Source organism: Brevundimonas sp. (genome assembly GCF_041911375.1).
GTDB lineage: Bacteria > Pseudomonadota > Alphaproteobacteria > Caulobacterales > Caulobacteraceae > Brevundimonas.
The window spans coordinates 1-12,099 of sequence record NZ_JAYRPA010000033.1; the positions used below are offsets into that span (position 1 = coordinate 1).

Consider the following 12,099-nt stretch of genomic DNA (forward strand, 5'->3'; position numbering starts at 1 on the left):
AGTGGTGGCGGTCTTATCGCCTAACCCCATAAGCCTGCGGCGGGCCGGCGGTCTCTGCGAAGACCGTCCGGGTGCGGCCGAGTATCCCCCTCGACCCTCCGCCGCGCGCGTCCGGTATGCCGGCCGGCGAGGCGGCGCGGGCCGTTTCAGACCCGCCCCCGCTCCATCCGCTCCCGCCGCCGCAAGGTCGCAGGCCTTACGAGCCCTCCGGTGCGACGGGACGACGGAAGCATAAGGCCCTTTCCAACCCAGGCGCGTCGATCAGGGCGAGAATCGGCCAAGCCTTTGGAATCGCTGGGAACAGACCAGCGTCATTAGGATAGTTGGCCCCGTCCGGCGCGCACGATCCTCTCCCGCCCCTGGGGGGGGGCGGGAGAGGCCGTACGCCTGTTCGCCTGATCGTCAGCCGTGCGCCTGATCCCAGAAGCGGACCGCGTCGGCGTCGCGGGCGGAGAGGTCGGGGTAGGCGGGGTCGGAGCCGACGTCGGGGACGCGGCGCCAGGAGCGGGCGCACTTGGGGTGGTCGGAGGTGTTGACGACCACCGTCACGGCGTCGCCGCCGGCGACCAATTCGGCGCCGGAGGTGCGGAAGACCTCGGCCGCGTCGAGCCCGTCGAACGGCGCGAGAAGGTCGGCCGGGGCGGTCACGGTCGGCCAGGCGTCCAGGGCGCCGCCGATCCGCTTGTCGCGGCGCGCGGTCTCGAGGGCCTCGTTGACGACTTCCAGCACGGTTGCCACGCCCGCCCAGCGCTCGGCCTCGGCGGTGTTGCGCCATTGGCCGGGGGTGTCCGGGATGACCCGCGCGCAGTTCGTGCCCGCATCCGGGAAGCGGGTGGTCCAGGCCTCTTCCATGGTGAAGGGGACCAGCGGGGCCAGCCAGGCGGTCAGGCGGGCGAAGACCTCGTCCATCACGGTGCGGGCGGCGCGGCGGCGCAAGGCGTCGGGGCGGTCGCAGTAGAGGGCGTCCTTGCGGACGTCGAAATACAGCGCCGACAGGTCGCCGGCGCAGAACTCCAGCACCGGGCGGACCACGTCCTGGAAGCGATACTCGGCGTAGGCCTGGCGGACCTGGGCGTCGAGTTCCCACAGGCGATGAAGGATGAACTTCTCCAGCGGCGGGAACTGGTCGTAGTCGGTCAGGCGCTCGGCCTCGTCGAAGCCGGCCAGGGCGCCCAGCAGGTAGCGGACGGTGTTCCGAAGCTTGCGATAGGCGTCGACCGTGGTCTGGAGGATCTGCTTGCCGATGCGCTGGTCGTCCGAATAGTCGACCAGGGCGACCCACAGGCGCAGGATGTCGGCGCCGGATTCCTTGATGATGGTCAGGGGGTCGGTGGTGTTGCCCCGCGACTTGGACATCTTCTCCCCGTTCTCGTCCAGGGTGAAGCCGTGGGTCAGGACCGCCTTGAACGGCGCGCGGCCGCGCGTGCCGCAGCCTTCAAGCAGGGACGACTGGAACCAGCCGCGGTGCTGGTCGGAGCCTTCCAGATAGAGGTCGGCGGGCCAGTGGGACGGGCGGTCGCCGGCATAGCCGTGCTCGGCCGTGCGCGGGTCCAGGGTGAAGGCGTGGGTCGAGCCGGAGTCGAACCAGACGTCCAGGATGTCCTGGACCTTTTCGTAGCGGGCCGGGTCGTGGGCGCCCAGGAAGTCGCTGTCGGGCGCGGTGAACCAGATGTCGGCGCCGTGTTCGGCGACGGCGGCGACGATGCGGGCGTCGACCTCGGCGTCATGCAGCGGCTGGCCGGTCTGCTTGTCGATGAACATGGCCAGAGGCGTGCCCCAGGCGCGCTGGCGGCTGACCAGCCAGTCGGGGCGGCCCTCGACCATGCTGCGGATGCGGTTCTTGCCCGCCGCCGGGTGGAAGGCGGTGTCGTCGATCGACTTCAGCGCCGTCTCGCGCAGGGTGTCGCCCGACTTCAGCGGCTCGTCCATGCGGATGAACCATTGGGGGGTGTTGCGGAAGATGACCGGCGCCTTGGAGCGCCAGCTGTGCGGATAGGAATGCTCCAGCCGGCCGCGCGCCAGCAGGTTGCCGGCCTCGATCAGCTTCTCCATAACCGCGCCGTTGGCGGGACCGAACTTGCCGGTCTTCTTGCCCTCGGTCTCCAGCACCTTCAGCCCGGCGAACAGGGGGACGTGGGGGTAATAGGCGCCGTCCGGATCGACCGTATCCGGCACCTCGTGATGACCGTGGGCCTTCCAGACCTCAAAGTCGTCGGCGCCGTGGCCCGGCGCGGTGTGGACGAAGCCCGTGCCGGCGTCGTCGGTCACATGGTCGCCGGCCAGCAGGGGCACGGCGTAGCCGTAGCCGCTGTCCAAGGCGGCCAGGGGGTGGGCGCATTCCAGGCCCGACGGATTGATGTCGTAGACGCGGGTCCAGGCGGCGATCTTGGCGGCCTTGAACACCTCTTCCGCCAGCTTGTCGGCGACGATCAGACGATCGCCCGGCTTGGCCCAGGGGGCGAACTCCAGACCCTCTTCCATCGCCGTGACTTCATACAGGCCATAGGCGATCTCGGGGCCGTAGCTGATGGCGCGGTTGGCCGGGATGGTCCAGGGCGTGGTGGTCCAGATCACGACCGAGGGCGTGCCGCTGCGGAAGCTGAGAAGGTCGTCGGGGTGGTCGTCCGACGCCCCCGTGACCGGGAACTTGACCCAGATCGTGGGGCTGACGTGGTCGTGGTATTCGATCTCGGCGTCGGCCAGGGCGGTGCGTTCGACCGGCGACCACATGACCGGCTTGGAGCCGCGATAGAGCTGGCCGGAGTTCTTGAACTTGTGGAACTCGGCGACGATGGCCGCCTCGGACTTGAAGTCCATGGTGGCGTAGCGGTTGGCGAAGTCGCCGGTGATGCCCAGGCGTTTGAACTGGTCGCGCTGCAGGTCGATGTATTCGCCCGCATAGTTCCGGCAGGCGGCGCGGAACTCGTCCTTGGAGACCTCGTCCTTGCGGCGGCCCTTGGCGCGGAACTGCTCCTCGATCTTCCACTCGATCGGCAGGCCGTGGCAGTCCCAGCCGGGGACGTAGTCGACGTCATAGCCCAGCAGGAAACGGCTGCGGACCACGAAGTCCTTCAGCGTCTTGTTCAGCGCGTGGCCGATGTGGATGTCGCCGTTGGCGTAGGGCGGGCCGTCGTGAAGGACGTAGAGGGGGGCGTTCTGCTTCTGGCGCTCGGCGCGCAGGGTCCCGTAGAGGTCGCCCCACTGCTGCAGGATCAGCGGCTCCTTCTGCGGCAGGCCGCCGCGCATCGGGAAGGGCGTCTCCGGCAGGAAGACGGTGTCGCGGTAGTCGCGGCCGGAGGGGGTGTCGGGAGTGTGGGAGGCGTCGGCCATTGGGTCGTCTCGGCGTCGTGAAGGTGATGTCGCTGTCTTCGTTCGCCCTCGGGGTGGGCGGTCATCCCGGCGTGCACGGGGCCAGCAGGCCCAAAAGCGCTACGCCGGGCGGCTAATCGAAATCAGGCGAATGGAGGCGCGGACGGTCATCGTGCGGCCGGTCTAGCAGAACGGTGCGGCATCGCGCCATCCCGGAAAGCGGCGGCGTCTCAACGGAAACGAAAGGCTTTTGGCGTTTTGGTTAAGCCACGATCGGCCGGGTTCCGCCTGGACGAAGCTTGAAACACGCTCGGGAGTCCCGCCCATGAGGCTGCGGATCAGGAATTGGATGCTGGCGCTGGCGGCGGGTTTCGCCGTCACGGCGGCGGCGGACGTCGCGGCGGCGCAGTGCGAATCCGGCTGCACGCCCGAGCCGCCGTGCTGCGAGCCGCCCCCGCCGCCGCCGCCTCCGCCGTGCGATTCGGGCTGCACGCCCTATCCGCCCACCTATCCGCCGGGCGGGGGCAACATCAATGTGAACGTCAACGTCAATGCGGGCGCGAGCGCCAACGCCAATGCGGGGGCGAACTCCTACGTCAACGCACGGGCGGGCGGGTTCAGCAGCAGCCGGGGCTTCGGCTCGGGCTATGGCTATGGCTACGGCGGCGGCTCGGCCTATGTGAGCGTCGAATCGCCGGCGCCGACCACCATCCAGGGCCTGGCCGTCGAGGGCATGGCGATGCAGACGGTGCGCACGCCGTTCACCGCCTTCCGCAGCATGATGAAGCGCGTGGTGATCCAGGCGGTCTGCATCGACGATCGCCAGGTGCCGCACCCGGCGTCGCAGGTCCGGCCGGACCGCGAGGTGGCCGAGGGTTATGAGGGCGAGCTGTACCGCTGCCTGGCGGGCACCTGGCTGCAGGCGACCATCGCCGACTATGAAGGCGACATCAGCTTCGACCACGGCGAGACGCTGACGTGCCGCAAGCACGAGGCGCTGTGGTTCGGCGCCGGCGGCAAGCTGGAATGCCGTCCCGAGAAGCCCGAGCGCGATTGCAACGAGCGGTCGCTGCTGCGCCGCTATGGCGCGGGCGTGAAGATCCTGACCCTGTACCGGGAAGAGGAATACACCGAATACCGCGAGGAGCAGGTGCAGGGCACGGCGATCATGACCGGGACCATCACCCTGGACGGCGGCGTTGGCGGTCGGGTGTTCTGAACCGGAGCCGAACAGACCTGTTCAGGCGCGGCTCAGGCGCCGGATGAGAGGATAAGACCGTCGGCCCTCCGTCGACGATCCTGAAGACTGGCCCCGGTCCGTGAGGACCGGGGCCATTTTCGTTATTCAGCGGCGAGCGCCTTGTCGGACACGACCTCCAGCCGCCAAGTGGTGGCCGGGACCAGGTATTCGCGGGCCAGGCGCTGCAGATCGGCGGCCGAGACGGCCTCGAGCGTGGCGATCTGGCTGCGGGTCTGGTCCAGCGAGGCGGGTTCGGACTGGGCCTCCGACAGCTGCTGCAGCCAGTAGGCGTTGTCGGCCATGCTGCGGCGGATGCGTTCGACCGCCGGACGACGGGCGCGGTTCAATTCGTCCTCGCTGACGGGGTTGTCCCGCAGGTCGGCGGCGATGGCGTCCACGGTCTGGAACAGCGTCGGCAGGGCCTCGGGCGGGGTCTGCGCCGTGACGGCCAGGAAGCCGTAGCCGGGATAGACGTCCGAGCTGTTGGACGCCGCGTTTGGCGAATAGGCCAGGCCCTGCTTCTCGCGGATTTCCTCGTTGAGGCGCAGTTGCAGGACGTCGGACAGGATCGACAGCTGCCGCGACGTGGTGCGGTCGCCGACCTGGTCGGTGGTCGGCCAGGCGACGAAGCCGAGCGCCTGGTCAGCGGGACCGGCGTGCGTCAGGCGAACCGGCGCGGCGCCCGGAGCCGGGAACTTGCGCTGGGCCGAGGCGGGCGCGGGCGTGGGGGCGTCTCCACGCGCGGGCAAGGCGCCGAAGGTCGAGGCGACGGCCGCGATGGCGGCGTCGACATCGACATCGCCGACGACGGTGATCTCGATCGGGCCGCGGGCCAGGGCCTCGGGCACGCCGGCGCGCAGTTCGTCGATGCTCATAGCGGCGATTTCCTCGGCCGTCGGCAGGCTTTCGCGACGATCTCCCGACGCGAGCAGGCCCGAGCCGTCGCGCTGGAACACGCCGGCCGGCGTGGCGCCCAGCTGTTGCAGCAACTGCGGGAAGTAGGCCTTGATCTGTTCGAACGGCGCGGCGCGCAGACCGGGATCGGTCAGATAGGCGGCCAGCACCTGCATCTGCAGCTCGAGGTCTTCGGGGCGCGTGGCGCCGCTGAAGACGTAGGCGTCGGCGCCCAGCTCGGCCGAGGCGCTGTAGACGTGGCCGCTGAGCACGCGGGTCAGTTCGTCGAGGCTGAGCTTGCCCAGGCCGCCGGGGGCCAGGACGGGGCTGGCCAGGGACAGGGCGGTGACGCGATCCGCCGGCAGGCCCAGTTCGCCGATGCCGGTGCGGGCGCTGACCAGGATCTGGTCGTCGCGGAACTCGGTCGGCTTGATGTTCAGCAGCACGCCGTTGGGGAAGCGGACCAGGGTCACGCCCAGGTCGGCGACCTCGGTGCGTTCGGCCGGGACGCCCGGCGCGCCGAAGTTGGTGTAGGGCCATTCCAGCGCGGCCTGCTCGGTGCGGGCCGTGACGGGAACCTGACGCGACGCCTCGATGGCGGCCGTGACGGCGGCCTCACCGCCCTCGACCTCGACCGGCGAGGAGAAGAGGACCAGCGGCCCCTGTCCCTCGAACACCGGGGCGACGGCGGCGTTCACCTGCGCGGCGGTCAGGTCCTTCACCCCGGCCTCGAAGATGGCCAGGCTTTCCTGCGGCGTGTTGAAGACCCGGTCGTCGTTGACGGCGCCCAGCAGGTTGTTGGCCAGGGCCGGGGTCGAGCGGGTCGCGGCGGTGGCGACGGCGTTCTGGAGGGCGGTGCGGTAGTCGGTGATCTCGCGCTGCAGTTCGGCGTCGGTCACGCCATATTCCGCGAGGCGGCGGCCTTCCTGTTCGACAGCCTCCAGCGCACGCTTCCAGTCGCCGGGGTTGAAGGCCACGGCCAGGGTGCCGGCGTCCAGGCTGTCGAACAGCGACTGGTAGGAACCGCTGGCGCTGAGGAAGGGCGGATTGTCGGCGCGGGCCATCTCGCCCAGGCGGCGGTTCAGCACGGCCAGGCCCAGGCTGCGGTGCAGATCGGTCGTGCGTTCGCCGACCGTGTCGGGATCCAGGTCCGGCGCCTTGATCCAGTTGATCTGGATCGAAGACTGGATGCCCGGCTCGACGATGATGGCGGTTTCCGGTTGGCGCGGGGCGACGGCGCCCAGGTCCGGCTCGGCGCCGTCGGCGGCCTTGGGCGCCCAGTCGGCGAAGGCCGAGCGAATCTTGCCCTCCATCGCATCGACGTCGAAGTCGCCCACGGCGATGAAGGTCGCGCGGGACGGGCGATAATACGCCTCATAGAAGTCGACGAAACGCTGACGCGGCGCGGTGCGGATCACGTCCAGGTCGCCGATGGGCAGACGCTCAGACAGACGCTGGCCTTGGGCGAGCAGGCCCAACTGGGTCTTGAGCACGCGCATCTGGGGCGAGTTGCGGGTGCGTTCCTCGCCGACGATCACGCCGCGCTCGGCGTCGATGGCCTCGGACGCCATCAGGGCGTCGCCCATCATCTGGCGCAGGACGCGAAGCGAGGTGTCGACCGTCTCGTCCTGGGTGTTGGGCAGCTCCAGCACATAGGCGGTCTGGTCGAAGCTGGTGAAGGCGTTGGTGTCGGCGCCGAAGGCCAGGCCCAGGCGCTCGAGGATGCGCAGCATCTCGTTCTCGGGGATGTCCTTCGTCCCGTTGAAGGCCATGTGCTCCATGAAGTGGGCCAGGCCCTGCTGGTCGTCGCGTTCCATCAGCGAGCCCGCGTCGATGCGCAGGCGGAACGAGGCCTGACCCGGCGGGGTGGCGTTGCGCATCAGCGCATAGCGCATGCCGTTGGGCAGTTGGCCGAAGCGTACGGCGGGGTCGGCCGGAATGTCGCTGGCCGACTGGGCCCAGGGGTCCGAAGGCTGAACGGCCGCGGCGGAGGCGGCGGGCGCCTGAACCAGCGCCACGGCGGGCGCCGCGAAGGCGCCCGTGGTCAGGGCCAGGCCGGAAACGGCGACAAGCAGCAGGCGACGCGCTGAACGCATGAGATCACTCCAGATGTCCGCAACCCCCAATGGAGCGGCCTTGCTGGAGTAGGGGAGGGCGGACCGGTCGGCAAGCGCGCACCTGCCGCCCGCGACAAATCAGCCGCCGGGTCGCGAGACGTAGAAGGTGGCGCTGTTGCCGGCCGCATTGGCCCCCGCAACCACGGCGCGTGAGCCGCCCACGGCGCCGGCGCCGATGTTGACGGCGGCCGAGACGTCGCCGGAATTGACCTGGTTGTTGGTCACGTTCACCTGCCCCGCGCACTGCGAGCACACCGATCCGCTGACGGCGTTGCCCACGGCGTCGGCGCCCACATAGGCGTCATAGCCGGTATTGCCCTGGAAGGTCGCCACGGCCTCGACCCCGCCGGTGTTGATCTGGGTGTTGTCCAGCGACAGGTAGATGTCGTCGTTGCCGGCGATGGTCTCGTTGGCCACGGCGCGCGCCGAGACGGTCGCGGCGCCGTAGAGATCGGTCTGAAGACGGGAATCAGCGCGCACCCCGCCCGCGTTGGACTGATCCGCCTGCACCAGCATCGAGCCGCCCGCATTGCCCGCGTTGATGAAGTTGGCGCGGGCCTGGGCGTCGGTGGCGGCGTCCCAGGCGTTGTCGATATAGACGTCGGTCCGCGCCTCGACGGACGAGGGACGGTTCTCCTGACGGATCGTCAGATCCTGGTGCGAGGAGCCGGTCGTGCCCGCCTGCATCGCATTGGCTGTCGCGCGGCTGGCGAAGGCGGCGCGCGCGGGCACGTAGCGGATGTCGGCGACGGTTTCGGCGAAGACGGTGGTCTGGGCGGTCTGATCGACCGCGCCCACGACCTGCGACATCGGTCCGCCCACGGCGACATTGTTGGCCGTCGCCGACGTGGAGGCGTAGCCGCCGCCAGTGATCTCGTTCTCGCCCGCCGCGACGACGGTGCTGGCCCGCACGGCTTGGCCGGTCGCGGACTGGGTCGCATCCAGGGTGAAGACCGCGCCGCCGGTGTAGGCTTCGAAGTTGTCACCGCGGACGTGGTTGTCGATGGCGGCCCCGTTCTCGACGCCCTGGGCCGCGACCGCGACATCGGCGCGGGTCAGCCCCTGCATCTCCTGGCGGGAGACCATGGCGCCGCTGGCGCCCTCGATCCCGCCGCGCAGCACATTGCCCTGGGTCTCGACCGAGACCTGAAGCTGGCCGACGCCGACATCAAGGTTGACCGACGACAGGACGTCGCCGCTCTGGACCTGGGTGCTGGAGCAGGCGGAGCCGGTCAGGGGATCGCAGACGACAGCCTGCTGGGCCGACGCTTCAGTAGCGGCTGCCGCGAACGTCGCCGTCGCGGCGATCATGCCAGCGAGACGGATCGGCGCGTGTCTGGCCATTGTTCGTGTCCGTATTGGGGTAGGCGGGATAATAGCCGCCGGTCGGGCCGACGGTGGAATCGCCCAGGGGATCGTTGGCCGGGTTGAGGCAGATTTCAGGGCCGGGCGCGCCGTACAGGTTGGCCATGAACTCGACCGTGGCGCGTTCGACCAGGGCGCGGACAGCCAGTTGCACAGGCTCGAAGCCTCCGGTGCCGGCCGAGACGTCGAAGACGTTGCCGTTCAGGAAGTCGAACACCCCGGCCGAAATTTCGCGGCCGATGATCTGCTTCTGATAGGAAACGACGTCGACGACCTCCAGCGTGGTGGTCTGGACCAGGCGCAGGTCCATGGCGATGTTCATGACGAAGATGCGGCCGGTGACGATGCCGGAGCCGGGGACGTCGGTGTCCGCCTCGCCCACGGCGGCGTCGAACCCGCCCGAGCGGATGTTGTAGTTCACCTCGGTGATGCCGCCGACGACGTAGAAGTCGGAGCCGGGCACCTGGCCGGCCAGGATCCGGCGGTACTGGGTGTCTTCCGGTGCGTCGCCCGCCTGGTCGCCGATCAGCTTGTTGTTGGCGTAGCGCAGCTCGAGCTCGGACACCGAGGTGTCGTAGCGCTCGACGATCCGGGCGCCGGACTTGGCCAGGGCCGAGGTCGCCATCAGCGAGGCGCCGCCGGTGATCTGACGCCCGCCGTCCGCCGAGACGGTGCCGGTGTAGTCGCTGATACGTCCCACGGCCATGCGGGGCGAAGGCAGGTCATAGCGCCGGGCGTAGTCGGCCAGGCAGTACAGGGCGGCCGAATAGGGCGTCGGGTTCGACGTCACCGGCGCATTGCCGATGGGCGAGGCGTAGAGCCCCGACGGGCCCGCCGTCGGGCTGACGCACCCGGCCAGCGCCAGGCCGGCGACGGCCGTGGCCGCGACCAGACGCATGCGGATGGGGGTCTTCGATATGGAGCGGCTCATGGCAGGTCGAGGTTTCCGTTCAGGGCCGTGCCGGCGGTGACATCGCCGTTGTTGGTCTGGTTCGAGTTGACGATGACGGTGTTCCAGCTGCCCTGGACCACGACGTTCAGCTGATTGCCGATGGCGGTGGAGCCGCCGATGGTCGTTCCGCGCGACGCCCCGGCGCCGCTGTAGGCGTTGGCCACGCCGCCGCTCTGGCGGGAATAGGACGAGGCGCCGGACTGAATGATGCCGTCCACGATCAGGCGATTGCCGTTGGCGTCCCGCGTCGAACCGGTCGTGCCGCGCGCCGTGCTGGACCGCGCCGCGCCGTAACCCTGCTGAAACTGGGACGCGCCGGTGGAGCCTGCGGACTGGGCCGCGGCGATCGTGGGAACAAGCAGGCCGAGGACGGCCGCGGCCGAAGCGATCAGCGTCGTGGCGGTCATGGTTTGGGGGCTCCTGGCGTGCGGACACGATGCGGACCACGACACCGGCCCGCGACTAGGCTGCATTAAGGTTATTAAGAAGCGCTTGAGATTGCGGCGGTCGCTGCGCATTTGGGGGCATGTCCGATCCGCACGGTCGATTCGATGCTCCGCGCCCCGCCGGCGAACGGCTGTTCAACGCCCCGGTGACGGTGGTGCTGATCGCCGTGTCCATGCCGGTGCTCTACTTCTTTCAGGAACGGCTGCCCGACGGCGGGGCCGGCATGGCCTTCGCGCCGGCCGACCTGGCCGAGGGGCGGTGGGCCACGCTGTTCACGGTGATGCTGCTGCACGGGGGCTGGACCCACGCGATCATGAACGCCATCGCGGCCCTGGCCTTCGGCGCGCCGGTCGCGCGGCTGTTCGGGGACCGGATCGGACCGACGGTCTTCCTGCTCTTCTATGTGGCGTGCGGCGCGCTGGCGGCGCTGGGCTACGGCCTGATCCATTGGGGCTCGACCCAGCCGATGGTGGGGGCGTCCGGCGCCGTCTTCGGCCTGATCGGCGCGGCGACCCGGCTGATGGGCGCGCAGGGCCGGGTTCTGCCGTTGTTCGACCGCCGGGTGTTGAGCGCGTCGCTGGCCTGGATGGCGGTCAACGTCGTGGTCGGACTGATCGGCTATGCGCCGGGCGTGCAGGGCGCGCAGATCGCCTGGGAAGCGCACGCCGTCGGATTCATCGTGGGCCTGCTGGCCATCGGTCCGCTGGCGCGGCTGTTCGGCAAGGGCCCGATTCGCCGCGAGTCCGGCCCCGTTTGATTCGCGTCGTGGACTGAGCGATCATCCGCCTTGAGCGGCCCAGTCGCCATCCCGGCCCCGCGGTCGTCTCTGTCCATGAGAGAGAAGGAGCCGCGATGTTCGTCGCCGAGATCCTCAAGACCAAGGGAAACGCCGTCTTCTCCATCGCGCCCGACCTGACGGTGGCGCAGGCCTGCGCCGAACTGGAGCAGAAGCGGGTAGGGGCGCTGGTCGTCTGCGACGGCGAGCGCGTCGCGGGCGTCTTCTCCGAGCGCGACGTGGTCCGCGCCCTGGCCGGCGACGGCGCGGCGGCCCTGACCCGGCCGGTCAGCGCCTATATGACCGAGCAGGTCATCTTCGCCGAGCCGCGCGAGGAGATGGCGATTCTGATGAGCCGAATGACCGACCGGCGAATCCGTCACCTGCCGGTGATGAGCGACGCCCGGCTGGTCGGCGTGATCTCGATCGGCGACGTCGTCAAATGCCAGATCGCCGAACACGCGCGTGAGGCCGAAAGCCTCAGATCCTATATAGCGGCGGGCTGACAGCCGGGTCGCCCGCTCTTCGGCGAGCACGGGTCCGTCAGAAATTTCGCCGAACTGTCAGAATCCGGTTGCAGCCAAAAAGGTCGCTCCGTATAGAGCCGCCTCGCTCGGAAACGGGCCGGCCGACGGGGCCGAGGCGGTGCGAACCGGCTCACTCCGGAGGAAGAAAGAAGCGAAAAACTTCTTGCTTTCTCAGACCGGTTTCGGTATCTTCCGCGCTCCAATCGAACCGCCGACTTAGGTTTCAGAGGGAAGCCCAGCTTTCCTCCGGCGGTTTTTTGCGGCTTGAAGGGTTCGCTCTTCGCTCCGCAAAATCTTCGAAAGAAGCGGTTGACACGAGGTTCGGCGGTCTCTAAATCGCCGCCTCCGCCGCGGACTGGGCGTTAAACGGTTGGGCTGCTGAGGCGGTTCGGGTCTTTGACATTGTTGATTTGGAAAGAGAAACGCAGGCGGCGGTGTCCTAGCGATGGCCTTAGGGTCATTTATCGACACTG

At 69.2% G+C, this 12,099-nt stretch carries 8 protein-coding genes; 3 read left to right on the plus strand and 5 right to left on the minus strand.

The window, feature by feature from the left end; all coding sequences use genetic code 11:
* Positions 1-402 precede the first annotated feature (402 nt).
* Positions 403-3,330, minus strand: coding sequence for an isoleucine--tRNA ligase (ileS, locus tag ACE3PU_RS06860; protein WP_374388023.1), 2,928 nt, complete (start codon positions 3,328-3,330; stop codon positions 403-405).
* A 304-nt stretch (positions 3,331-3,634) separates the two neighbouring features.
* Here ileS and ACE3PU_RS06865 point away from each other — a divergent pair, with 304 nt between their 5' ends.
* Positions 3,635-4,528: a hypothetical protein gene (locus ACE3PU_RS06865; RefSeq protein ID WP_374388025.1), complete on the plus strand. Its 894-nt coding sequence runs from the start codon at positions 3,635-3,637 to the stop codon at positions 4,526-4,528.
* A 122-nt stretch (positions 4,529-4,650) separates the two neighbouring features.
* On the opposite strand, the gene ACE3PU_RS06870 is transcribed toward ACE3PU_RS06865, so the two are convergent.
* The 4 genes from ACE3PU_RS06870 to hfaA form a co-directional block, all read right to left on the minus strand.
* The gene (locus tag ACE3PU_RS06870; RefSeq protein ID WP_374388027.1) at positions 4,651-7,539 is read right to left on the minus strand and encodes a M16 family metallopeptidase; all 2,889 of its coding nucleotides are present in this window, start codon (positions 7,537-7,539) and stop codon (positions 4,651-4,653) included.
* A 99-nt stretch (positions 7,540-7,638) separates the two neighbouring features.
* On the minus strand, positions 7,639-8,871 hold the full coding sequence (gene hfaD / locus ACE3PU_RS06875; protein ID WP_374388029.1) for a holdfast anchor protein HfaD: 1,233 nt from the start codon (positions 8,869-8,871) through the stop codon (positions 7,639-7,641).
* Positions 8,831-9,823 carry a holdfast anchoring protein HfaB gene (gene hfaB / locus ACE3PU_RS06880; protein ID WP_374388037.1) on the minus strand — a complete coding sequence of 331 codons (993 nt, stop codon included), beginning with the start codon at positions 9,821-9,823 and terminating at the stop codon, positions 8,831-8,833. Before hfaB ends, hfaD begins: the two co-directional genes overlap by 41 nt.
* Positions 9,824-9,852: 29 nt before the next feature.
* The gene (hfaA, locus tag ACE3PU_RS06885; RefSeq protein ID WP_374388031.1) at positions 9,853-10,284 is read right to left on the minus strand and encodes a holdfast anchoring protein HfaA; all 432 of its coding nucleotides are present in this window, start codon (positions 10,282-10,284) and stop codon (positions 9,853-9,855) included.
* 119 nt (positions 10,285-10,403) lie between these two features.
* Between hfaA and ACE3PU_RS06890 the strand changes: the two genes are divergently transcribed.
* Positions 10,404-11,081, plus strand: a complete 678-nt coding sequence (locus tag ACE3PU_RS06890; RefSeq protein ID WP_374388033.1) for a rhomboid family intramembrane serine protease — start codon at positions 10,404-10,406, stop codon at positions 11,079-11,081.
* Positions 11,082-11,176: 95 nt separating this feature from the next.
* Positions 11,177-11,605, plus strand: a complete 429-nt coding sequence (locus ACE3PU_RS06895) for a CBS domain-containing protein (RefSeq protein WP_374388035.1) — start codon at positions 11,177-11,179, stop codon at positions 11,603-11,605.
* The last annotated feature ends 494 nt before the right edge of the window (positions 11,606-12,099 follow it).

What these genes read in the sequence shown, in the direction of transcription:
- ACE3PU_RS06865 (WP_374388025.1), top strand. Translation starts at nt 3,635, where the DNA reads ATGAGGCTGCGGATCAGGAATTGGATGCTGGCGCTGGCGGCGGGTTTC.
- hfaB (WP_374388037.1), bottom strand. Translation starts at nt 9,823, where the DNA reads ATGCGTCTGGTCGCGGCCACGGCCGTCGCCGGCCTGGCGCTGGCCGGG.
- ACE3PU_RS06895 (WP_374388035.1), top strand. Translation starts at nt 11,177, where the DNA reads ATGTTCGTCGCCGAGATCCTCAAGACCAAGGGAAACGCCGTCTTCTCC.
- hfaA (WP_374388031.1), bottom strand. Translation starts at nt 10,284, where the DNA reads ATGACCGCCACGACGCTGATCGCTTCGGCCGCGGCCGTCCTCGGCCTG.
- ACE3PU_RS06890 (WP_374388033.1), top strand. Translation starts at nt 10,404, where the DNA reads ATGTCCGATCCGCACGGTCGATTCGATGCTCCGCGCCCCGCCGGCGAA.
- ileS (WP_374388023.1), bottom strand. Translation starts at nt 3,330, where the DNA reads ATGGCCGACGCCTCCCACACTCCCGACACCCCCTCCGGCCGCGACTAC.
- ACE3PU_RS06870 (WP_374388027.1), bottom strand. Translation starts at nt 7,539, where the DNA reads ATGCGTTCAGCGCGTCGCCTGCTGCTTGTCGCCGTTTCCGGCCTGGCC.
- hfaD (WP_374388029.1), bottom strand. Translation starts at nt 8,871, where the DNA reads ATGATCGCCGCGACGGCGACGTTCGCGGCAGCCGCTACTGAAGCGTCG.